The following is a 21,612-nucleotide window of genomic DNA, read 5'->3' on the forward strand; positions in this document are numbered from 1 at the left end:
GCTCGCCGTCCGGGCGGCGGCCGGGGGTCACGCCGTCGCGAGCGACACCTCGGTGGACTTGATCAGCGCGACGACCGGTGAGCCGGGCGCGAGCCGCAGGTCGGCGGCTGCCTCCCGGGTGATGGCCGAGGTCAGCTCGGCGCCCGCCACCGAGACCTTCACCGTCGCCATCGCCCCGCCCAGGGCGACGTCGGCGACCGTGCCGGGAAGCTGGTTGCGGATGGAAACCCCGGCGACCTGCCCGGTGGCCAGCGCGACCTCCGTGGACTTCACCAGGGCGCGGACGGCGGACCCCGCGGCGAGCCCGAGATCCTTGACGGCCTCCAGGGTGATGGCGGCGGTCAGATCCTGGCCGCCCTCCAGCCGCACCTTCACTGTGGCCATGACCTCACCGGGCGTGACGGCGGTGACGGTACCGGGAAGCTGGTTGCGCAGACTCAGACTCATGGCGGACCACCTCGGAGACAGGGGCATGCAGGAGTAAATCCTATGATTGCGCCCAAATGGTGATTATCGGGCGCGTGTGTGCCCAAGCTAACCCGCGTCGCCCCGCCTCCCTAGCCGGCCGCGCCGACCTCGGTCAGGGTGAGCGGCGCCGGCGGGGGCAGCGGTCCCCACTCCTCCGACCTGAACGCCTGGAAGAGATAGGCGAGCAGACGGCGGGAGGCGGCGAGCGCGGTGTCCCGGGGCTGTCCGGCGAGGCCGGCGTGGGCCAGCAGCAGGAGGGTGATGTCGGCCGGGTCGAAGTCGTCGCGCAACTGCCCGGCCTCGCGGGCGCGTTGGACCAGCCGCCGCAACCCCTCCTCGGCCAGGGCGCGTTCCTGGCCGTGGTCGAGCGCGTCGGGGAACCGGGTCATGAAGGCGGAGCCGAAACCGCGGTCGGTCACCTGCGTGGTGCACACCTTCTCCAGGAGCACGTACAGGCCGCGCCCCGGGTCGGGTTCGGCGAGCGCCTCCTCGAACGCCGAGGCGCAGACGCTGAGTTGCTCGGCGAAGGCGGCCTCGACGAGCGCGGCACGGGTGGGGAAGCGGCGGTAGAGGGTGGCCATGCCGACCCCGGCGCGACGGGCGACGGCGCTCAGCGGCGCGTCGACGCCCTGGGCCGAGAACGTCTCACGGGCGGCCTCGATGATCCGCTCACGGTTGCGCCGGGCGTCCGCCCGCAGACCGTCCCCGCCGAGGGAGGCGGTACGGGCGGAAGGGGCGGCGCAGGCCGGGGCGGCGGTGGGTGCCCCGGTGCCGGGCGCGGGGGCGTTGCGAGAGGTCTGGGCGGGCAATGTCTCTCACTTCGGGTCAAGTGGAAGGTGCTGTCCACTTACGGGTCTACGGTGAGATTACCGCGGGTGCGGCGGGCCGCGTCGGGCGTCCTCGCGGCTCCGGGGCGCGACGCGGGACTCACGCCACGGGCGGACTCACGGCACGGCGCGGACTCACGGCACGGCGCCGGACACCCAGCACCGAGTACCGAATGCCGGTACCGGATACCGGTCGTTCTTCGAGCACAGGACACAGGACACAGGACACAGGACATTGAGCACCGACATGAGCGACATGCGCGCAGTTCTCTTCGACCGCTTCGGCCCGCCGGAGGTCCTCCGCGTCGGCACGCTCCCGCGGCCCGTCCCCGCACCCGACGAGGTGCTGGTGCGGGTGAGCGCGGTGAGCCTCAACGGCGGTGAACTGCTCGACCGGGCGGGCAGGACGCGCCTGGTGACCGGCCGCACCTTCCCCAAGCCGACCGGGATCGACTTCGCCGGTGAGGTGGCCGAGGTCGGGTCCTCGGTGACCGGGGTGCGCGAAGGCGACCAGGTCTGGGGGTTGTTGGGGCGCAGGACCGGCAGTCTGGCCGAGTACGTCGCCGTCCGCCCCGAGCGGATCGCCCCCGCTCCGGGCAACCTGACGCCGGTGGACGCCGTCTCGCTGCTCGCGGGCGCGACGACCGCGGTGACCGCCCTGCGGGAGAAGGCCGCCGTCAGGCCCGGTGAACGGCTCCTGGTGCGCGGCGGCAGCGGGGGCGTGGGCAGTGTCGCCGTACAGATCGGGAAGCTGTTCGGCGCCCGGGTGGTCGCGCTGGCGGGCGCCGCGAACCTGGACTTCGTGCGCGGTCTCGGTGCCGACGAGGCGCTCGACCGCCGGACGACACCCTTCTCCGCGCTGGGCCGCTTCGACGTCATCCTCGACACGGCCGGCACCCAACAGGCCGCGCTGCGCCGCCTGTTGGCGCCGGGTGGACGCATGGTCGCCGTCACCGCCGACTTCGACAGACCGGTGGCCGCCGTGGCGACCCTCCTCGCCTCGACGGTCCACGGCCGCGGGCGCATCCGCTTCTTCAGCGGCAATCCCGACACCGAGCTGCTGACCGAGGTCGCCGGCTACGCGGAGCGCGGTGAGATCGTGCCGGTCGTGGACACCGTCCACCCGCTGGACGACATCGTCGCGGCGCACCGGGCCCTGGAGTCGGGGGGCGTCCGCGGCAAGCACGTCATCCGGATCGGCTGAACCGCCCACAGAGCGCGCGGAGTTCAGGCGGCGGGCAGGACGTGGTCCGCTGCGCCGTCGGTGCTCAGGCACAGCGAGCAGACCATCGCGTCATGGGTGGCGCAGGCCGCGAGGTCGGGCCGCTCGTAGCTCTGGAGGCAGACGTGACAGTCGAACGTGACCGCGCTCGGGTTGCCGTCCGCGTCCAGGAGGGGTTCGGCGATGCCGTCGTCGGCGCGGCGCAGGTAGTACCTGCCCTTGGTGGCGACGGCGGTCAGCGGGGTGAGGACGAAGGCGATGAGGGCGGCCGCGACCGGTGAGTACGGCTGGAGGGTGTCGCCGAGGGCGTGGAAGTACATCGCGATGGAGAGGCCCGAGGCGGCGACGAAGGAGACGACCCCGACCGGGTTGACGGCGTGCAGCATGCCCCGGCGGAACTCCGGCTGGAGCGGCGAGAGATGGAGCAGGTACTTGTTGACGCCGATGTCGGTGGCGACGGTCACCACCCAGGCGATCGCGCAGTTCGAGTAGAAGCCCAGGATGCTGTTGAGGAAGCTGAACATGTCGGCTTCCATCAGGGCCAGCGCGAAGCCCAGGTTGACCAGGACGAAGACCATGCGGCCCGGGTAGTGGCGGGTGACACGGGTGAAGGAGTTCGTCCACGCCAGTGAGCCGGAGTACGCGTTCGTCACGTTGATCTTGATCTGGCTGATCACGACGAGCGCCACGGCCAGCGGCAGCACCAGCCAGGACGGCATCATCGCGTCGAAGGCGCTGCGGAACTGCTGGATCGGCTCGGTCGCGGCGGCGGGGCCGACCTCGGAGAGGATGTAGACGGCGAGGAAGACGCCGATGGCCTGCTTCAGCGCGCCGAGCACCACCCAGCCGGGGCCCGCCATGACGACGGCGGTCCACCAGGTGCGCCGGTTCTCCGGGGTCTTGGGCGGCATGAAGCGCAGGTAGTCGATCTGCTCGCCGATCTGCGCGATCAGCGAGAGGCAGACACCCGCGCCGAGGAGCACGGAGGCGGTGTTGACGCCGCCGTCGCCGTCGCTGCCGGGGTAGCGCAGGAAGCGGTCGACGGTGCCGGGGTCGTGGGCGATCAGGTAGACGAGCGGCCCGACCATCAGCAGCAGCCAGACCGGGGTCGTCCACACCTGGAGCTTGCTGAGCGCCTTCATGCCGTAGATCACCAGCGGGATCACCATCAGCGTGGACACCAAGTAGCCCAGCCAGAGCGGGAGTCCGAGGCCCAGCTTGAGGCCCTGCGCCATGATGGAGCCTTCGAGGGCGAAGAAGATGAAGGTGAAGCTGGCGAAGATGACGCTGGTCAACACCGAGCCGTAGTAGCCGAATCCGGAGCCCCGGGTGATCAGGTCGAGGTCGATGTTGTAGCGGGCGCCGTAGTAGGCGAGCGGGAACCCGGTGACGAAGATGACGACAGCGGCGACGGCGATCGCCACGAGCGCGTTGCCGGTGCCGTGCGCGAGGCCGATGCCCGCCCCGATGGAGAAGTCCGCCATGTAGGCGATGCCGCCGAGCGCCGTGGTGGCCACCACCATCGGGGTCCAGCGGCGGTAACTGCGGGGCGCGAAGCGGAGGGTGTAGTCCTCCAGGGTCTCCTTCGTCGCCTGGTCGGTGCCGGCCGCTCGTGGTGGCGCGGGCGCGGTGCGGGACTCGGCTGTCGTCATGGTCGGCCCTTCCGGGGATGCGGTGCGGGAGAGGTGGTGGGGCACCCCCGGCCTGCACCTTCGGCACCCGGGGTCCGCGGCCTCAGCGGCGTTCGGTGCCCGCCGTGGGCGCGGGCTCCGCACTCGATGGCGTACAACGCGACGAATCCATGGGCGGCCACGATAGGGACGCCGTGTTTCCCCGGCCCTGGCCGGGCGATGAACACGGCGTTTCCGTGAACTCACCCCGCGTGCACGGGAGATGGCCTGCGGGGAAGGCGGCCGGTGACCTGGTGGAGGGCGCGGCCGATGGCCTGGCGAAGCGGCGGCCCCGACCCGCCGGGCAGGGCGATCGACGCACCGCGGGCAGGGCGATCGACGACCCGCCGAGCAGGGCGATCGACGCCTCGCCGAAGAGGGCGATCGACGCCCCGCCGATGAGGGCGGCCGGTGGACGGCCGCCCTCCTCCTTCCGCCCGCGCCCCTACCGCGCCGCGTGCCCCCGGTGAGGGGCCTCGGCCGCGGTCTTCAGGTCGCGCAGCCACGCTTCGAGTCCGGCGCCGAGCGCCTGGGTCGCCGTCGGGACGTCGGCCTCGACCTGCGCGCCGGTCCAGGTCTCCTCGGTGCGCACCAGGACCCCGCCCCTGACCTTCGTGAACGTCCACACATGGACGCCCTCGTCGATGCGCAGCCCCTCGCCGACGGCGGGGCCGCGCCAGCGCACGCACCGGTCGCGCTCCAACTGCCGCACGGTCGAGGTGATCACCAGGGTGGTGGCCGGGGTCGTCGGGGTGGCCGGTGCCGGGGTGGTCCACCGGAACGCGGACCCGGCGCGCAGCGGGCCGTGGTCGAGCCGCTCGGCGGTGAGCACCGGGGACTGCCAGGCGGGCCAACGCGCCACGTCCGTCTGGGTCTTGAAGATCCTGCTGATCGGGGCCTTGATCACGATGTCCGACCGGTAGCGGATCTCGGCCTTCGGGTCGACGCCGAGTCCCCGGCAGGTGGGGGCGCGGTCCTGGCTCCGCGCGGAGGCGGCCGGGGCGCTCGCTGTGACCACGCCGACGGCGGCGAGTGCGAGCGCGAGGGCGAGGGCGGGGGTGCCCGCGGCCCGGGTGCGACGGCCTCGGAGGTGCGACGACGGGGTGCCGGTCATGGTGGTTCCTCTCGGGAGGGAAGGAGGGGTGACGCGGGGTGGGGGAGCGCGGAGGGGGTGGGAGTGGCGGTCGCGGGGAGGGGGCGGGTGTCGCCTACGGCGTCAGGACGACCTTGCCCGTGACCGTGCCCGACTCGGCGAGCCGCAGGGCCTCGGCGGCCCGGTCGAGGGGGAGTTCGGCGGCGACGCGGGGGGTGATGTCACCGCTCATGAGCGCGTCGAACACCTTGGTGAGGTCGGCGCGCAGCCGGGCGCGGAACGCGTTCTTGGCGAGGGCACGTCCGGCCCAGATGTTGTAGAAGTAGGCGCGTCGCCGGTTGGGGAGCGCGTTCCACAGCCACACCCGGCCGAGCAGCTTCAGCACGGGCGTCTGCTTGGAGCCCTGGTCGTCGCGGGTGGCGGCGCTGCCGTAGGAGACGAGCGTGCCGCCCGGCGCGAGCAGCCGCCATGAGCCGACGATGCCCGAGCCGCCGACGTGGTCGAAGACGGCGTCGACCCCGCCCGGCGCGAGGGCGCGGATCCGTGCGGCGACGTCGCCCGTCCGGTAGTCGACCGGTGTCACGCCCTGCTCGCGCAGCGCGTCGTGGTGGCGGGTTGAGGCGGTGCCGATGACCTGCACGCCGGCCGCGCGGGCGAGTTGGACCAGCACCCAGCCGACGCCGCCGCCCGCGCCGAGCACCACGATGGTCTGCCCGGCGCGGACGCGGGCCTTGCGGTGCAGCATCTGCCAGGCGGTGATGCCGTTGACGACGACCGTCTCGGCCTCGGCCGCGCCGATCCCGGCGGGGACCTCGACGACGTCCGCCGCGTCGACGACCACGTGGCTGGCCCAGCCGCCGACCTTGACCAGCGCGGCCACCCGGCGGCCGACGAACCCGGCCTCGACGCCCTCGCCCGCCTCCGCCACCGTGCCGACCAGGTCGTAGCCCGGGACGAAGGGGAACGGCGGCTGGTCGTAGTAGCGGCCCCGGCGCATCTGCTGCTCCGCGAACGAGACCCCGGTGGCCTCCATCCGGACGACGACCTGTCCCCGGCCCGGGGTGGGAACGGTCCCGCCGCGCCGGATCTGGAGCCCCTCCGGCTCCACGGTGCCCGGCAGGACGACCTCGATCAGTCCTTCGGTGCTCATGACGGCCTCCATGTCGCTGCTTGGGCGGTCTCGGTCGCTGCCCGCCGCTGTGAGTTAGAAGCTATAGCGAAAGCTAGAGGCCGTCAACGCCGATCGGGCTGATCCCGCTCTCGCCGGAGCCTCGAAACCGCCTCTGACCAGGCACAATGATGACCTGAAGGCATAGTGATAGCCTCTAACGAGACGGGGCTGAAGCCTGTCGGAATCGGTGAGGAGGCGGGTCGCGATGGGCGCGAAGACCGAGACCCCGCGCGAGCGCTACCGCGCTCAGGTGCGGGCGGAGATCAAGAAGCACGCGTGGGAGCAGATCGCCACGGCCGGCGCGTCCGCGCTCTCCCTGAACGCCATCGCCAAGCAGATGGGGGTGAGCGGCCCGGCGCTCTACCGCTACTACGCGGGCCGCGACGAACTGATCACCGAGCTGATCAAGGACGGGTACCGGAGCCTCGCCGACCGGATGCACGCCGCCGCCGACGAAGGCGCCGACGTGCGCGCCCTCGCCCGCACCATCCGGGGCTGGGCGCTGGAGGACCCGCACCGCTACTTCCTCCTCTACGGCACCCCGGTCCCCGGCTACCACGCGCCCGACGAGACGACGGTGATCAGTCAGGAGATCATGGCCGTCCTGCTCGACACCTGTGTGCGCGAACCGTGGGCGCCGGCCGCCGAGGAGCCCGAGGTCCCGTTCGCCGCGCATCTGCGCGACCACCGCGCCTGGGCGCAGGGCCACCCCGCCCCGCCCGCGGTGCTGCACCGGGCGCTCAGCCTCTGGGTCCGCGTCCAGGGCGTCCTCTCCCTCGAACTCGCGGGCCAGTTCGCCGGTATGGGTTTCGACACGGACGCCTTCTTCGAGGCGGAGATGGCGGACGCCGTGAAGTAGCTGGCGTCACCTGCGTCACCTGCGTCATCGGCGTCACCGAGGTCGCCGAGGTTACCGAGTCGGCCGGAGTGGCCGGGGTCGGCCGGAGTGGCGGGCGAGGGTCTGCGCGGGTCTGCCGGGGGGCTTTGGGGGAGTGCGGCGCGGCGGGTCATGGGAACCCCAAATCTCAAACCGAACCGTTTGGTCGTGCGATACGTCGGAAAAGATGTACCGGGCACGTAACTCCTCGCCCACCAGTGATGCGCACCGCGTGATCGAGGGCGCGCGGAGGGGCGTGCCTCCCAATGCCAGCCACGCGCATCCCGGTGCGGCGCCGGGGATGCCGCCGCCCGAACGACGCGCGTGGTCGTGACTCATGGAAGGCTGACCATGGCGAACGGACCGCAGCCCGGGTACCTCGACCCCGACGACCGCATGGAGCGACGCACCGCCCACCTCCGCGCCCACGATCCCCAGGTGCGCGACGCCACCCCGCTGCCCGCGATCGACGAGGCGATCAGGCGGCCGGGCATCACCCTCGCGCGGACCATGGCGACCGTGATGGACGCCTACGCCGACCGGCCCGCGCTCGCCGAACGCGCCCGCGAACTCGTCAGGGACCCGGAGACCGGCCGCGCCGAGCACCGGCTGCTGCCGCGGTTCGACGCCCTCACCTACGCCGAACTCTGGTCCCGGGTCGGCGCCCTCGCCGCCGAGCTGCACCACGCGCCCCACCACCCGCTGCGCGCGGGCGAGTTCGTCGCCGTCCTCGGCTTCACCGGCATCGACTACGCCACCATCGACCTGGCGTGCGCCAGGACCGGCGCCGTCTGCGTGCCGCTCCAGAACAGCGCGACGGCCGACCGGCTGCTGCCGATCATGACGGAGACCGCGCCCCGCGTCCTGGCCGCCGGCAGCGAACTCCTCGACACCGCAGTGGACTTGGCGCTGCGCACCGACTCCGTGCGCCGGCTCGTCGTCTTCGACCACCGCCCCGACGCCGACGACGACCGCGAACGGTTCGAGGCCGCGCGGCAGCGGCTCGCCGACGCGGGCGGCAGGGTCGTCGTGGAGGCGCTCGCCGAGGTCGTCGACCGGGGCCGAGGACTGGCGCCCGCACCGGAGTTCGAGGACGGCGACCCCGACCGGCTCGCCCTGCTCATCTACACCTCGGGTAGCACCGGAGCCCCCAAGGGCGCGATGTACACCGACCGCCTGGTGGCCCGGCTGTGGCAGGGGTTCTGGCCGCGTGAGACCGGGCTGCCGCTCATCGGGTTCGGCTATCTCCCGATGAGCCATCTCGCGGGCCGGGCCATGCTGTTCGCCACCCTCGGCAGCGGTGGCACCACCTGCTTCACCGCCCGCAGCGACCAGTCCACCCTCTTCGAGGACCTGGAACTGGCCCGCCCCACCGACCTGTTGCTGGTGCCCAGGGTCTGCGACACCCTCTTGCAGCGCTACCGCGCCGAGATCGACCGCAGGACCGCCGAAGGCGGCGACCCGGCGGCCCTCGACGCCGAGGTGAAGCGGGAGCTGCGCGAGACGTTCCTCGGCGGGCGGCTGCTGTGGGTCGGCTGCGGATCGGCGCCGCTCTCCGACGAGATGGCGGCCTTCGTCGAGTCCTGCGTCGACCTGCCGCTGCACGACGGCTACGGCTCGACCGAGGCGGGCGGGGTGCTCGGCGACCACCGGCTGATGCGCCCGCCGGTCCGCGACTACAAGCTCGTCGACGTCCCCGAACTGGGCTACTTCCGCACCGACCTGCCGCATCCGCGCGGTGAACTCCTCCTCCTCACCGACGCCCTCGTCCCCGGCTACTACCGGCGCCCCGAGGTCATGGCCGGGCTCCTCGACGAGGACGGCTACTACCGCACCGGCGACATCATGGCGGAGACAGGCCCCGACCAGCTCGTCTACGTCGACCGGCGCAACAACGTGCTCAAGCTCTCGCAGGGCGAGTTCGTCGCCGTCTCCCATCTGGAGGCCGTCTTCGCGAGCAGCCCGCTGGTGCGGCAGATCTTCGTCCACGGCAGCAGCGAACGCGCCTATCTGCTGGCGGTCGTCGTCCCGGTGCCGGAGGCGGTCGAGCAGGCCGGCGGCGACCTCGACGAGCTGAAGGCGCTGATCGCCGCCTCGTTGCAGCGGACGGCCAAGGAGGCGGGGCTCAACTCCTATGAGATCCCACGGGACTTCCTCGTCGAGACCGAGCCCTTCAGCACCGCGAACGGGCTCCTGTCCGACATCCGCAAACTGCTGCGGCCCCGCCTCAAGGACCATTACGGGGAGCGCCTGGAAGGGCTGTACACCGAACTCGCCGAGCGGGAGAGCGACGAACTGCGGGCGCTGCGCGGCGCCGGACGCGACCAGCCGGTCGTCGACACCGTCGTCCGGGCCGCGCGGGCCCTCCTCGGCTGCCCCACCCGGCCCACCGCCCGCTTCACCGACCTCGGCGGCGACTCGCTGTCCGCGCTGTCGTTCTCCCGGCTGCTCGGCGAGATCTTCGGCGTCGAGGTACCGGTGAGCGTCGTCATCAGCCCCGCCAACGACCTGCGGCGGCTCGCCGAGCACATCGAGCGCGCCCTCTCGTCCGACGCCCGCCGCCCCTCACCGGCCGCCGTGCACGGCGCCGCCGCCACCGAGGTGCGGGCGGGCGACCTCACCCTCGACGCCTTCGTCGACGCGGCGACCCTCGCCGCCGCCCCGACCCTCCCGCACGTCGAAGGCCCCGCGAGGACCGTGCTGTTGACCGGCGCCAGCGGCTATCTCGGCCGCTTCCTCTGCCTTGCCTGGCTGGAGCGGCTCGCGGCCACCGGCGGCACCCTCGTCTGTGTCGTCCGGGGCGCCGACGCGGCGGCCGCACGCGAGCGGCTGCACGACACCTTCGACAGCGGTGACCCCGAACTCCTGGCGCACTTCGAGAAGTTGGCCGAGGGGCGGCTCGAGGTGCTGGCCGGTGACATCGGTGAACCCGACCTCGGGCTCGACGGACCCACCTGGCACCGCCTCGCCCGCGACGTCGACCTGATCGTCCACCCGGCCGCCCTGGTCAACCATGTCCTGCCCTACGAGGAGCTGTTCGGGCCCAACGTGGTGGGCACGGCCGAGCTGATCAGGATGGCGCTGACCGGGCGCGTCAAGCGGTTCACGTACCTGTCGACGGTCGGCGTGATCACCGCGCAGACCAGCAGCCCCGACGAGTCGGCCGACATCCGCGTCACCAGCCCCGTCCGCCGCCTCGACGACGGGTACGCGAGCGGCTACGCGACGAGCAAGTGGGCGGGTGAGGTGCTGCTGCGGGAGGCGCACGACCTGTGCGGGCTGCCGGTCGCCACGTTCCGCTCGGACATGATCCTCGCGCACAGCAGGTGGGGCGGCCAGCTCAACGTCCCCGACCTGTTCACCCGGCTGCTGCTGAGCGTCGTCGCGACGGGCATCGCGCCCGGCTCCTTCTACCGCGGGGGACCCGACGGCGGGCACGTCCCGGCCCACTACGACGGCCTGCCGGCCGACTTCACGGCCGAGGCCGTCACCGCCCTCGGCGAGCGCGCCACCGAGGGCCACCACACCTACAACGTCCTCAACCCGCACGACGACGGCGTCAGCCTCGACACCTTCGTGGACTGGCTCGCCGACGCCGGGCACCCGGTGCGGCGCATCGACGACTACGACGCGTGGCTGGCCCGCTTCGAGACGGCGATGCGGTCTCTGCCGGAACGACAGCGCCAGCACTCGCTGCTGCCGCTGCTGCACGCGTTCGCGGCCCCCGCCGAGCCCGTCGCCGGGTCCGGACTCCCCGCCGACCGCTTCCGGGCCGCCGTCCGGGCGGCCGGGGTGGGACCCGACGCCGACATCCCGCACGTGTCGGCGGCCCTGATCCACAAGTACGCGGCCGATCTGCGGGCCCTCAAACTGATCTGACCCGCGACCAGCCCCGAACGGGCGGGACGGCGACGGCCGGGATCACCCGCCGCCGCCCCGCCCGACCCCGCTGCCCTGCCCGATCTTGCCGCTCCTCCGCCCGACCCCGCCGTCCGCCGTCCCGGCCACCGGTCCGCCGTCGCCCGCCGCCGGGAACAGGCGCCGCACCCCCTCCACGACGGCCGCCCGCCGGGCCGCCGTCCCCGGATCGCGGGCCAGCTGCGCCGCCACCGCCGCCATGTCGGTCCTGGTGAGCCAGGCGGTGGCGATCTGGTCGACCAGCGTGAGGACGTCGACCGGGTCCCACGCCGGATCGAGCTGCCCCGACTCCTGTGCCTCGCGGAGCTGCCGCACCTTCGACAGCACCGCGCCGCGCGTCGCCTCGTCGCCGTCGAGCAGCGACATTTCGGCCAGTTCGAGCCGTCCCCAGCCCATCAGCCTGAAGCGCTCGGGGTGCGCGGTGAAGTAGTCGAAGAGGCGCCCCGCGTACCCCGGCAGATCGGCCGGGTCGAGACGCGTCGCCTCCGCCACCGCCGCCAGCTCCCGGCCCGCCACGAACGCGTAAAGCGCCTGCTTGCTGCGGAAATAGGCGTAGACGCGCTCCTTGCTGGTCCGTGCCTCACGGGCGATCCGGTCCACCCGCGCACCGGCGATCCCGTACCGCGAGAACTCGGTCTTCGCCGCGCCGACGATCCGTTCACGGGTGGAGTCCGGGGCACTCGAAGCCGTCATCACCCCAGAATAATCAACAGAACCGAGCCACCCGAGACCCGTGACAGCACCACTTTTTGGCCGCACCCGCTGCCGGTGCCGGGTGACGGTTCGAGTGAAGGTCGACGGCTCCGCGACCGGGTGGCTGCCATCCTCGACGGACCGACACGGCGACCGGCGGGAGCGGAAGATGGCCTCGGAACGGTACGGGACGCGGCGCACGGCACAGACGTCCCGCGACGACGGCGAGCGCGCCGGCCGGCCGCGCCACGAGCCCGGGGGCGGGCGGCCGTGAGACTCCTCGTCACCGGCGGCGCCGGATTCATCGGCTCCCACTACGTCCGCAGCCTCCTCGCCGGCGCCTACCCCGGGCACGACGGGACCCGGCTGACCGTGCTGGACAGCCTCACCTACTCGGGCACCCTCACCAGCCTGCCGCCCGCGCACCCGCGCCTGACGTTCGTGCGCGGCGACATCCGCGACCGCGAACTCCTCCTCGACCTGCTGCCAGGACACGACGCGGTCGTCCACTTCGCCGCCGAGTCGCACGTGGACCGCTCCATCGCGGGCTCCACCCCCTTCGTCACCACCAACGTCGTCGGCACCCACACCCTCCTCGAATGCTGCCGGCGGAGGGGTGTGGAGCGCTTCGTGCACATCTCGACCGACGAGGTCTACGGCTCGGTCGAGGACGGCTCGTGGACGGAGGCGTCCCCACTGGAGGCCAACTCGCCCTACGGCGCCTCCAAAGCCGCCTCCGACCTGCTGGTGCGCGCCTTCCACCGCACCTACGGGATGTGGACCACCGTCACCCGGTGCAGCAACAACTACGGCCCCCACCAGTTCCCCGAGAAGATCATCCCGCTGTTCGTCACCCGCCTCCTCGACGGGCGCAAGGCACCCCTGTACGGCGACGGCCTGCATGTGCGGGAGTGGCTGCACGTCGACGACCACTGCCGGGCCGTCCAGCTCGTCCTGGAGTCGGGCCGGGCCGGCCGGACCTACAACGTCGGCGGCGGTACGGAGCTGACCAACCGCGCGCTGACCGAGCGGGTGCTCGCCGAACTCGGTGTCGGCTGGGACCGGGTGGAGCGGGTCGCGGACCGCCCGGGACACGACCGCCGCTACTCCCTGGACGGCACCCGCATCCGCGAGGAGCTGGGCTTCGCGCCCCGGGTGGACTTCGCGCGCGGGCTCGCCGACACCGTCCGCTGGTACCGGGACCACCGCGACTGGTGGGAGCCGCTCGCCCACCGCGCCGCCGCACTCGACGCCCCGGTCGGCTGAGCCGAGGCCGCCGGGCGGGCCCGCGCCGCGGACGACGTCCGGCGCGGGCCCGCCCGCACGCCCGCTCAACCCCCTTTGTGGCTCAGCGGAGTTCGGCGGCGATGGAGATGACGTACTGGCCGTAGCCCGAGGCGGCCATCCGCGACCCCAGCCGGTGACAGGCGTCGGCGTCGATGAGGCCGAGCCGCAGCGCGATCTCCTCCAGGCAGGCGATCCGCACGCCCTGGCGCTCCTCCAGCGTCCGCACGTACTGGCCGGCCTGGAGCAGCGACTCCGGTGTCCCGGTGTCCAGCCAGGCGAAGCCCCGGCCCAGGTCGACCAGCCGGGCCAGGCCCCGCTCCAGGTAGACCCGGTTCACATCGGTGATCTCCAGCTCGCCGCGCGCCGAGGGCCGCAGGTTCTTCGCGATGTCGACCACGTCGTTGTCGTACAGATAGAGGCCGGTGATCGCGCGGTTGGAGCGCGGACGCTCCGGTTTCTCCTGGAGGCCGACGAGGACGCCGTCCGCGTCGGTCTCCCCGACGCCGTAGCGCTGCGGGTCGTTGACCGGGTAGCCGAACAGCACACAGCCCCTGACGTCCCTCGCGTTCGCCGCGAGGGTCTCCGAGAAGCTGGTGCCGTGGAAGATGTTGTCGCCGAGGATGAGCGCCACCGGGCCGTCCCCGATGTGCTCGGCGCCGATCAGGATCGCGTCGGCGATGCCCCGCGGGGTGTCCTGCTCCGCGTAGGTGAGCCGCAGCCCGAGGTGGGAGCCGTCACCGAGGAGCGCCGTGAAGCGCGCGGTGTCGGCGGGGTTGGTGATGAGGAGGATGTCCCGGACGCCCGCGAGCATGAGCACCGAGAGCGGGTAGTAGATCATCGGCTTGTCGCCCACGGGAAGAAGCTGCTTCGACGTCCCGATGGTGATCGGGTGCAGCCGGGTCCCGGTCCCGCCGGCGAGAATGATGCCCTTCATACGCGCGTGCCCCTTCGGACGTCGGGTGCGGGTCAGGACGAGCGGTCCGGCCGGCGGGCCTGCCGCGAGCGGCGGCCCCGCGCGGTGGTCACCGGTCCGTTTCGACGGCCGTTCCGGTCCGTCGAACACCTCGTCACCGGTCCACACGGAGGAGTCCACCGCACCGCACCTGGCTCGGCTGCCTCTGGAACGGGGCTCGACTCCCGTTGCCCCAGGGGCCGTTCGGCACCGCGCCCGCCCCGGGTGTCGAGGCGGGCTTCACCAGTCCTCTAGGGCACGCTCCGACGATAGGGCTCCGAGGAGGGGCGCCGTCCGGCAGCTCGGCACCGTTCGCGGGCCCGGCGCCCCGGAACTGGCTGCGAGGAGGCTCGAATGACGTCCGGCCCTGCCCGGTTGCTCCGAGACATGGTGCGCATCCGCGTCGTCGAGGAGACACTCGCCGACCACTACCGCGACGAGCAGGAGATGCGTACCCCCACCCACTTCTCGATCGGCCAGGAGGCGACCGCGGTCGGCGTCTGCGCGGCCACCCGGCCCGGCGACTGGGTCTACACCGCCCACCGCTCCCACGCCCCCTACCTCGCCAAGGGCGGTGACCTCACGGCCATGGTCGCCGAGCTGTACGGCCGGCAGTCCGGCTGCGCGCACGGCCGGGGCGGCTCCATCCACCTCGTCGACCGGACGGCGGGCTTCGCGGGCTCCGCGGCCATCCTCGGCGAGATGATCCCGGTGGCGGTCGGCACCGCCTGGGCCTTCGCCCGCCAGGGCGGGTCGCGGGTCGCGGTCACCTTCTTCGGCGACGGCGCGACCGAGGAGGGCGTCTTCGCCGAGTCCCTCAACCTGGCGGCGGTGCGGCGCGCCCCGGTCGTCTTCGTCTGCGAGAACAACCTCTACTCCATCTCCTCCCCGCTCGCCGCGAGGCAGCCCGCGGGCCCGACGATCCGGGACCGGGCCGAGGCCGCGGGGGTGACCGCCGTCCAGGTCGACGGCAACGACGTGTTCGCCGTCCACGACGCGGCCCTGACGGCGCTGCGGCACTGCCGCGACGGCGGCGGACCCTATCTGCTCGAACTGGCGACCTACCGCTGGCGCGAACACGTCGGTCCCGGCCACGACCACGGTCACGGCCAGGGGTACCGGCCGGTCGAGGAGACCGAGGCGTGGATCGCCCGCTGCCCGATCGCGCGGGCGGCCGACGCCCTGCGCGAACGGGACCCCGGCATCGACCGGACCGTCGCCGACTGGCGCGAGCGGTGCCGCGAGGAGATCCGCGACGCGGTCGCCCACGCCAGGCAGCAGCCGTTCCCCGACGTCGAGGCCCTGCTCGACGGCGCCTACCAGCCCGTGCCCCGCTGACCGGGTGCACTCGACGAGGAGGACCAGGACCCGTGCGCACTCTCACCTATGGGCAGGCGATCAGTGAGGCCACCGTGCAGTGCATGGCGGCGGACGACAGCATCTTCGTCGCGGGAGAGGGCGTCGACGACATCAAGGGCACCTTCGGCACCACGAAGGAGGCGTACGCGCGGTTCGGCGCCGGCCGCGTCATCGACGTGCCCAACTCCGAGAACGCCATGGCGGGGTTCGCGATCGGCGCGGCGGCGGCCGGACTGCGCCCGCTGCTGGTGCACACCCGCGCCGACTTCATGTTCCTCGCGCTCGACCCGCTGGTGAACCTGGCCGCCAAGTGGCGCTACATGTACGGCGGCGACAAGGGCGGGGTGCCCGTCGTCACCCGCGGGGTCGTCGGGCGGGGCTGGGGGCAGGGCGCGACGCACTCGCAGAGCCCGCACGCCACCTTCGCCCACTACGCGGGCCTGCACGTGGCGGCGCCCGCGTCACCCGCGGACGCCAAGGGGCTGCTGGTGCGGGCGCTGACCGGGGAGACCCCCGTCGTGCTGGTGGAGAACCGCAACCTGTACCCGCTCACCGGGGAGGTGCCCGAGGAGGCCACCCCGATCGACTTCGGGGTCGGCAGGATCGCCCGCAGGGGCGACGACGTCACCGTGGTCGCGACCTCCCTGATGGTGCACGAGGCGGAACGCGCCGCCGAGCAACTGGCCGGACGGGGCATCAGCGTGGAGGTCGTCGACGTGCGCACCCTGCGCCCCCTCGACGACCGGATCATCTGCGAGTCGGTGGCCAGGACCGGCCGGCTGGTCGTGGCCGACACCAGCTGGGCCCGCTACGGATTCAGCGCGGAGGTCGCGGCGGTGGTCGCGGAGCACATACCGCAGGCCCTGACCGCCCCGGTACGGCGCCTCACCCTGCCGGACAGCCCGGCCCCGGTGTCCTGGCCCCTGGAGGAGGCGTTCCACCCGGGCGCCGCCGGGGTCGTCGAGGCCTGCCTGCGACTGTGCGGCCAGGCCCCGGGCGACCTGCCCGCGCTGGCGGACGTGGCGGCGGGGTTCCAGGGCCCGTACTGAGGCGCGGCCGACCCGGCCCACCGGACGCCGGCCGCGGGGGCGCAGGCCCGTGCGGCCGGCGTCCGGTGGCGTCCGGTGGCGTCCGGTGGCGTCCGGTGGCGTCCGGTGGCGATCGGGCGGCCGGGTGTCGGGACCGCCGCGGCTTCACCGGCGTCCGGCGGTCGGCGTCAGGTGGTCGGCGGTCGGCTTCCGGCGGTCCGCCGGGCCGGGCCTGGCCTGGGCGTCCGTCAGTCGGGTCCGTCGCGCAGGGCGCGGTCCAGGGCGCGTTCCGTCTCGGTGAGCGGTGTGCCGTGCCCGAGCCGCTCCGGGTGGCCGGGTGCCGGGGCGTCGAGCGGGCGGACGGCCGGGACGTACACCCAGATGCCGCCCGCCGCGATCATCGCCCGGGACACGGCGCGCAGGACGCGACTGATCATCGTCGTCGTCCCGCCGCCGGTAGCGGCCCGCGCGCCGGGTTCCCCGGGCCGCCGCTCCACAGGTTCTCCAGCGCCGTGGTGTCCAGGTCGTGGCCCTCGGTCCAGAGCCGGGACACCGCGCCGAGCACGGCCCTGCGGTCCGCCGCCGGGTCGCTCGGGCGGGCCGGAAGCATCGGGACCACCGCGCTCGCCCCGCTGCGCACCGCCGGGTGGCGGCGCGTGAACGACGCCAGCGTCTGCCGCGGCCCCGCCTCCACCAGCAGCATGTCCTCCGCGGCGAGCAACTCGTCGAGGGCCGGTCCGAAGTACACCGTGTCGGTGATCTGCCGCGCCCAGAACCGCGGGCTCAGCGCCTCCGGTTCGCCCATCAGCCCGCCCGTGTAACCGGAGTAGAGCGCGAGGCCGGGGGGCCGGAACCGGATGCCGGCGTACGCGCGCTCGACGGCCGCCGAGGCCGGTGCCATCGCGGGGGAGTGGAAGGGGCTGGTCGCCGGCACCGCCACCACCGTGTACCCGTCGTCCCGCAGCCGCTTCCCGACGGCGGACAGCGGGGCGGCCGGACCGGCCAGCATCGTCTGGAGCCGGGCGTTGACGGCGGCCACGGCCACCTCGCCGACCAGGTAGGGCCGCAACCGCTCCGCCGAAGCGGCCACCGCGAGCATCCCCCCGGCGGGCACCGACAGCGCGTGCCGGACGCGGGCCCGCATCATCGCGACCGCGTCCCCGAGGGACACCACACCGGCGAAGACCGCCGCCACCAGTTCGCCCGCGCTGTGCCCGAGCAGGGCCGTCGGACGGACCCCCCAGCTCATGACCATCGAGCCGAGCGCGTAGTCCACGGCGAACAGCAGCGGCTGCGCCCGCCGGACGTCGTCGACCGGGACAACCGGGTCGTGCGGGCTGAGCCAGTCGGCGCGGACGGCCGCGCCCTCGGCGCCCATCAGTCCGAGGACCGTGTCGACGGCCTCGGTGAACACCTGGTCCCGCGTGTAGAGCCCGGCCGCCATCGCGGTGTGCTGCGAGCCCTGGCCGGGGAAGAGCAGGGCCACCGGGCGGGGCCGGCCGGCCGTGACCTGCTCGGCGGCGTCGAGGGCGGCGGCCGGGTCCGCGCGTGCGCACAGGGCCGCGCCCCTGACGGGCCCCGCCGCCGGACCGCAGGGCACCACCGCGGGCAGCGCCCGGAACACGTCGTCGGTCAACTCGCGGGCCACCGGGCGCAGTCGGTCCCGGGTCCCGGCCGCGTCCGCCGGGGTGCGGCCCGACCAGAGCAGCAGCCGCGAGGTGTCGTCGGCCGGCGCCCCGGCCGGCTCCCGATCGCGGGGAGCCCCGCGCCGGGTCACCCGGGTGACCCGGACCGTGCCGGGCGCACCGGTCAGGTTCACCACCAGCACCAGGTCCTCGGCGCCGTCCGCGAGCGTCCTGTGCGCGAGGGCCAGGGCGCCGAGCGGGGAGACCGCCGTCCGGACGGGGACCCCCTCGACGACGGTGCCGCCCGGCGGCGAGGCGTCCCGGGTCACCACCACCACGGCCGCCGCCCGCGTCGGCGCGTCGACGAGGCCGTGGGCGGCCAGCGCGGTGCGGACCAACCGCAGGTCACCCTGCGGACGGTGCGCCCCGCCCGTCTCAGGGACCGTCAACTCCGCTGTGGCCAGGGACAGTTCGGTACGAGCTGTGGAGCGCATCCGGGTCTCCTCCCGTCGCGTGGCGCGGTGCCGCTTCACCCGGCCCCGGGGAGGTCGCCGCCCGCGTTGATCAGCGCCAGCAGGGCGCGCGGGGTGTCCGCGTCGGCGACCGTCTCGTCCGGCAGCCGGACGCCGTACTCGCGCTGGACCTGGCCGATGACCTCGAGCATGGCCAGGGAGTCGTAGCCGAGGTCGTCGAAGGAGACGTCCAGGACGTCCCCGTCCAGGTCGACGCCCTCCTCCTCGCCCGCGCTCTCCCGCAGCATCCGGGTGAGATCGGCCAGGGTTACCGTGGTGCCTGTGGACATGGCGGGGTCCTCTCGTCGGGGTCGGACGGTCAGTCGTCGGTTCGGCGCAGCACCAGGGCCGCGTTGAAGCCCCCGTAGCCGCGGGCCAGCACCAGGGCCGACCGGGGCGCGGTGTCCCGGGGTCTGTCGGTCACCAGGTCGAGGCCGTAGTCGGGCGCGGGGTCCGGCACGTTGACGGTCGGCGGGATCACCCCGTCGCGCAGGGCGAGCAGCGCGGTGGCGACGTCGAGGGCGGCGCCGCCCGCCAGGAGCCTGCCGGTCATCGTCTTGGGCACGGTCACCGGCACTCCGCGCGGCCCGAACAGCCCGCTGATCGCGGCCGCTTCGGCGCGGTCCAGCGCGAGGACGCCCGCTCCGTCGGCGAAGACCACGTCGATGTCCCGCGCGGTGAGACGGGCGTCGGCGAGGGCGTTCTCGGCCGCCCGCCGCAGCCCGGGGGGCCGGCCGCTGCCGGGCGCCGGGTCCATCGTCGCCGCGTATCCGGCGATCTCCCCGTAGACGCGCGGCGCGCCCCGCTCCCGCGCCGAGGCGGCGTCCTCGACGACGATGACGGCGCCCCCCTCACCGACGACGTATCCGCGGGCGTCGGCGGAGAACGGCAGGTAGGCGCGGTCCGGGTCGCGGGCGGTGCTCATGAGCCCCGAGGCGATCTGCGGCACCCACCCCCAGGGGCACAGCGCGGCGTCCACCCCGCCCGACACCACGAGCGGGGTGCCCTTGCGGATGTGGCGCCGCGCGTGGCCGAGGGCGTCGATGCCCCCGGCCTGTTCGGTGAGCAGGACCCCGCTGGGGCCGCGCATCTTGTGCCGGATGGAGATCTGGCCGGTGTTGACCGCGTAGAACCAGGCGAAGGACTGGTACGCGCTGACGTGTTCCTTGCCCTTGCTCCACAGGTTCTCCAGCTCCCGCTGGCCGAACTCGACGGCCCCGCCCGAGGCCGCGGTGACCACGCCCATCCCGTACTCGGGCAGCCGCCGCAGGTCGGCGCCCGCGTCGCCGATCGCCCAGTCGGCGGCGGCCAGGGCGATGCGGGTCATGTGGTCGGTCTGCGGCATCAGCCGGCTGGGGATGTGGTCCTCGGCGACGAACCCCTTGATCTCCCCGGCGAGCACGGACGGGTACTGGGTGGCGTCGAAGCGGGTCAGCGGGGCGAGGCCGGTGCGTCCGGCGAGGGTGGCCTTCCAGAACGCCTCCGTGCCGAGGCCGTTGGGCGCCGCGACCCCGAGGCCCGTGACGACGGCGCGGGTCATGACCGCACCTCGGGTCCGGTGAGGAGCATGGCGCTCTGGAACCCGCCGAAGCCGCTGCCGACGCTGAGCACCACGTCGGCCTGCTGCCTGCGCGCGGTCAACGGGATGTAGTCGAGGTCGAGTTCGGGGTCGGGTTCGTGCAGGTTGGCGGTCGGGGGCAGCACCCCGTGCTCGATCGCCAGGGCGCAGGCGACGACCTCCAGGGCGCCGATCGCGCCGAGCGAGTGCCCGATCATCGACTTGATGGAGCTGATCGGCACCGCGTAGGCGTGGTCGCCGAGGCTGCGCTTGAACGCGCCTGTCTCGTGGCGGTCGTTCATCTTGGTGCCGGAGCCGTGGGCGTTGACGTAGCCGATGGAGTCGGGCGGCAGCCTGGCCTCCTGGAGGGCGGCGTCGATGGCCTCGGCCATCTCGCGTCCGTCCGGCTTGAGGCCCGTCATGTGGTACGCGTTGCAGCGGGCGGCGAACCCGGCGATCTCGGCGTAGATGTGCGCCCCGCGCCGCCTGGCGCTCTCCCACTCCTCCAGGACCATGACCGCGGCGCCCTCGCCGAGGACCAGTCCGCCGCGACTGCGGTCGAAGGGCCGGCAGGCGCGCTCCGGTTCGTCGTTGTGCGGGGTGGTGGCGTGGATGGCGTCGAAGCATGCGGAGGTGATGGGGGAGATGGGGGCCTCGGTGGCGCCCGCCATCATCACGTCGACGCTCCCCTCCCTGATCAGCTCCACCGCGTGCCCGACCGCGTCGAGCCCCGAGGTGCAGCCGGTGGAGATCACGGCGGCCGGACCCTCGGCGCCCGCGACCCAGGCGACCTCGGCCGCCATCGTGTTGGGCACGAAATGCCGGTACAGCTCGGGCACCGCGTACCGGTGGTCGACGTTCCACGTCCGGCCGCCGTCGCTGACGACGACGTACTCGCGCTCCAGACTCGTGGTGCACCCCACGGCGCTGCCGATCGACGTGCCGATCCGGTCGGGTGCCAGCCGGGCGACGTCGAGACCGCTGTCGGCGAGCGCCTCGCGTGCGCTCACCACGGCGAACTGGGCGGCCCGGTCGAGGCGTCGGATCTCCTGCGGGGTCAGACCCGCGGCCACCGGGTCGAAGTCGCACTCGGCCGCGACCCGGGAGCGGAAGGGCGACGGGTCGAAGAAGCTGATGGTGCGGGTGGCGGACCGGCCGGAGGTGAGGAGTTCCCAGTACTCCTTCACCCCGATGCCTCCGGGGGCCACCGTGCCCAGGCCCGTGACGGCGACTCTGCGCATGGTCCTCACCTCGTTTCCGTGCGGACCGAGCTGCCGCGGGTCCGCGGGCCGGGCGGAGTTGTGCCAGTCACTGTGGAGGTCCCTCTCTCGTCGATCCGGTCCGGTGGGCCA

18 protein-coding genes are annotated in these 21,612 nt (G+C 73.6%); 6 read left to right on the forward strand and 12 right to left on the reverse strand.

Annotated features, from left to right (window positions below):
- Positions 1 to 27 precede the first annotated feature (27 nt).
- Together DDJ31_RS30480 and DDJ31_RS30485 are read right to left on the reverse strand one after the other, a co-directional pair.
- A complete protein-coding gene (locus tag DDJ31_RS30480; protein ID WP_127177181.1) occupies positions 28 to 447 on the reverse strand; it encodes a TOBE domain-containing protein in 420 nt (139 codons plus the stop codon).
- A gap of 110 nt (positions 448 to 557) precedes the next feature.
- Entirely contained in the window at positions 558 to 1,277 is a 720-nt protein-coding gene (locus DDJ31_RS30485) for a TetR/AcrR family transcriptional regulator (RefSeq protein ID WP_164784870.1), read from the reverse strand.
- 265 nt (positions 1,278 to 1,542) lie between these two features.
- Here DDJ31_RS30485 and DDJ31_RS30490 point away from each other — a divergent pair, with 265 nt between their 5' ends.
- A complete protein-coding gene (locus tag DDJ31_RS30490; protein ID WP_127177180.1) occupies positions 1,543 to 2,499 on the forward strand; it encodes an NAD(P)-dependent alcohol dehydrogenase in 957 nt (318 codons plus the stop codon).
- A gap of 23 nt (positions 2,500 to 2,522) precedes the next feature.
- Here DDJ31_RS30490 and DDJ31_RS30495 read toward each other — a convergent pair whose 3' ends face one another.
- The 3 genes from DDJ31_RS30495 to DDJ31_RS30505 form a co-directional block, all read right to left on the reverse strand.
- Complete coding sequence (locus DDJ31_RS30495) at positions 2,523 to 4,169, reverse strand: purine-cytosine permease family protein (RefSeq protein ID WP_127177179.1); 1,647 nt, start codon at positions 4,167 to 4,169, stop codon at positions 2,523 to 2,525.
- Positions 4,170 to 4,632: 463 nt separating this feature from the next.
- The gene (locus DDJ31_RS30500; protein ID WP_127177178.1) at positions 4,633 to 5,301 is read right to left on the reverse strand and encodes an SRPBCC family protein; all 669 of its coding nucleotides are present in this window, start codon (positions 5,299 to 5,301) and stop codon (positions 4,633 to 4,635) included.
- A 94-nt stretch (positions 5,302 to 5,395) separates the two neighbouring features.
- Positions 5,396 to 6,442: a medium chain dehydrogenase/reductase family protein gene (locus tag DDJ31_RS30505; protein WP_431026950.1), complete on the reverse strand. Its 1,047-nt coding sequence runs from the start codon at positions 6,440 to 6,442 to the stop codon at positions 5,396 to 5,398.
- Between the two features lie 214 nt (positions 6,443 to 6,656).
- Between DDJ31_RS30505 and DDJ31_RS30510 the strand changes: the two genes are divergently transcribed.
- Positions 6,657 to 7,310 (forward strand): TetR/AcrR family transcriptional regulator, encoded by a 654-nt coding sequence (locus DDJ31_RS30510; RefSeq protein WP_127177176.1) that lies wholly within the window; start codon positions 6,657 to 6,659, stop codon positions 7,308 to 7,310.
- 369 nt (positions 7,311 to 7,679) lie between these two features.
- Entirely contained in the window at positions 7,680 to 11,207 is a 3,528-nt protein-coding gene (car, locus tag DDJ31_RS30515) for a carboxylic acid reductase (RefSeq protein ID WP_127177175.1), read from the forward strand.
- 42 nt (positions 11,208 to 11,249) lie between these two features.
- Here the strand turns inward: car and DDJ31_RS30520 are convergent, their stop codons facing one another.
- On the reverse strand, positions 11,250 to 11,939 hold the full coding sequence (locus DDJ31_RS30520; RefSeq protein ID WP_127177174.1) for a TetR family transcriptional regulator: 690 nt from the start codon (positions 11,937 to 11,939) through the stop codon (positions 11,250 to 11,252).
- Positions 11,940 to 12,209: 270 nt separating this feature from the next.
- On the opposite strand from DDJ31_RS30520, the gene rfbB reads away from it, so the two are divergent.
- A complete protein-coding gene (rfbB, locus tag DDJ31_RS30525; RefSeq protein WP_127177173.1) occupies positions 12,210 to 13,205 on the forward strand; it encodes a dTDP-glucose 4,6-dehydratase in 996 nt (331 codons plus the stop codon).
- 82 nt (positions 13,206 to 13,287) lie between these two features.
- On the opposite strand, the gene rfbA is transcribed toward rfbB, so the two are convergent.
- Positions 13,288 to 14,160, reverse strand: coding sequence for a glucose-1-phosphate thymidylyltransferase RfbA (gene rfbA / locus DDJ31_RS30530; protein ID WP_127177172.1), 873 nt, complete (start codon positions 14,158 to 14,160; stop codon positions 13,288 to 13,290).
- A gap of 372 nt (positions 14,161 to 14,532) precedes the next feature.
- Between rfbA and DDJ31_RS30535 the strand changes: the two genes are divergently transcribed.
- Together DDJ31_RS30535 and DDJ31_RS30540 are read left to right on the forward strand one after the other, a co-directional pair.
- Positions 14,533 to 15,516 (forward strand): thiamine pyrophosphate-dependent dehydrogenase E1 component subunit alpha, encoded by a 984-nt coding sequence (locus DDJ31_RS30535; RefSeq protein WP_127177171.1) that lies wholly within the window; start codon positions 14,533 to 14,535, stop codon positions 15,514 to 15,516.
- A 32-nt stretch (positions 15,517 to 15,548) separates the two neighbouring features.
- On the forward strand, positions 15,549 to 16,586 hold the full coding sequence (locus DDJ31_RS30540) for an alpha-ketoacid dehydrogenase subunit beta (protein ID WP_093829454.1): 1,038 nt from the start codon (positions 15,549 to 15,551) through the stop codon (positions 16,584 to 16,586).
- A 227-nt stretch (positions 16,587 to 16,813) separates the two neighbouring features.
- Here the strand turns inward: DDJ31_RS30540 and DDJ31_RS30545 are convergent, their stop codons facing one another.
- Genes DDJ31_RS30545 through DDJ31_RS30565 form a run of 5 tightly spaced genes read right to left on the reverse strand, consistent with a single transcriptional unit; the run spans position 16,814 to position 21,501 of the window.
- Positions 16,814 to 17,002 carry a DUF6059 family protein gene (locus tag DDJ31_RS30545; RefSeq protein WP_127177170.1) on the reverse strand — a complete coding sequence of 63 codons (189 nt, stop codon included), beginning with the start codon at positions 17,000 to 17,002 and terminating at the stop codon, positions 16,814 to 16,816.
- A complete protein-coding gene (locus DDJ31_RS30550) occupies positions 16,999 to 18,684 on the reverse strand; it encodes an acyltransferase domain-containing protein (RefSeq protein ID WP_127177169.1) in 1,686 nt (561 codons plus the stop codon). The genes DDJ31_RS30545 and DDJ31_RS30550 overlap by 4 nt, the downstream gene beginning before the upstream one ends.
- Positions 18,685 to 18,719: 35 nt before the next feature.
- Positions 18,720 to 18,992, reverse strand: a complete 273-nt coding sequence (locus DDJ31_RS30555; protein ID WP_127177168.1) for an acyl carrier protein — start codon at positions 18,990 to 18,992, stop codon at positions 18,720 to 18,722.
- Between the two features lie 29 nt (positions 18,993 to 19,021).
- A complete protein-coding gene (locus DDJ31_RS30560) occupies positions 19,022 to 20,242 on the reverse strand; it encodes a ketosynthase chain-length factor (protein ID WP_127177167.1) in 1,221 nt (406 codons plus the stop codon).
- A complete protein-coding gene (locus tag DDJ31_RS30565) occupies positions 20,239 to 21,501 on the reverse strand; it encodes a beta-ketoacyl-[acyl-carrier-protein] synthase family protein (protein WP_127177166.1) in 1,263 nt (420 codons plus the stop codon). The genes DDJ31_RS30560 and DDJ31_RS30565 overlap by 4 nt, the downstream gene beginning before the upstream one ends.
- Positions 21,502 to 21,612: the final 111 nt, after the last annotated feature.

The organism is Streptomyces griseoviridis (genome assembly GCF_005222485.1).
GTDB classification, from domain to species: Bacteria; Actinomycetota; Actinomycetes; order Streptomycetales; family Streptomycetaceae; genus Streptomyces; species Streptomyces hintoniae.

Coding starts and splice junctions, on each gene's coding strand:
- DDJ31_RS30480 (WP_127177181.1), bottom strand. CDS start 447: ATGAGTCTGAGTCTGCGCAACCAGCTTCCCGGTACCGTCACCGCCGTC.
- DDJ31_RS30490 (WP_127177180.1), top strand. CDS start 1,543: ATGAGCGACATGCGCGCAGTTCTCTTCGACCGCTTCGGCCCGCCGGAG.
- DDJ31_RS30495 (WP_127177179.1), bottom strand. CDS start 4,169: ATGACGACAGCCGAGTCCCGCACCGCGCCCGCGCCACCACGAGCGGCC.
- DDJ31_RS30500 (WP_127177178.1), bottom strand. CDS start 5,301: ATGACCGGCACCCCGTCGTCGCACCTCCGAGGCCGTCGCACCCGGGCC.
- DDJ31_RS30505 (WP_431026950.1), bottom strand. CDS start 6,442: ATGGAGGCCGTCATGAGCACCGAAGGACTGATCGAGGTCGTCCTGCCG.
- DDJ31_RS30510 (WP_127177176.1), top strand. CDS start 6,657: ATGGGCGCGAAGACCGAGACCCCGCGCGAGCGCTACCGCGCTCAGGTG.
- car (WP_127177175.1), top strand. CDS start 7,680: ATGGCGAACGGACCGCAGCCCGGGTACCTCGACCCCGACGACCGCATG.
- DDJ31_RS30520 (WP_127177174.1), bottom strand. CDS start 11,939: ATGACGGCTTCGAGTGCCCCGGACTCCACCCGTGAACGGATCGTCGGC.
- rfbA (WP_127177172.1), bottom strand. CDS start 14,160: ATGAAGGGCATCATTCTCGCCGGCGGGACCGGGACCCGGCTGCACCCG.
- DDJ31_RS30535 (WP_127177171.1), top strand. CDS start 14,533: ATGACGTCCGGCCCTGCCCGGTTGCTCCGAGACATGGTGCGCATCCGC.
- DDJ31_RS30545 (WP_127177170.1), bottom strand. CDS start 17,002: ATGATCAGTCGCGTCCTGCGCGCCGTGTCCCGGGCGATGATCGCGGCG.
- DDJ31_RS30550 (WP_127177169.1), bottom strand. CDS start 18,684: ATGCGCTCCACAGCTCGTACCGAACTGTCCCTGGCCACAGCGGAGTTG.
- DDJ31_RS30555 (WP_127177168.1), bottom strand. CDS start 18,992: ATGTCCACAGGCACCACGGTAACCCTGGCCGATCTCACCCGGATGCTG.
- DDJ31_RS30560 (WP_127177167.1), bottom strand. CDS start 20,242: ATGACCCGCGCCGTCGTCACGGGCCTCGGGGTCGCGGCGCCCAACGGC.
- DDJ31_RS30565 (WP_127177166.1), bottom strand. CDS start 21,501: ATGCGCAGAGTCGCCGTCACGGGCCTGGGCACGGTGGCCCCCGGAGGC.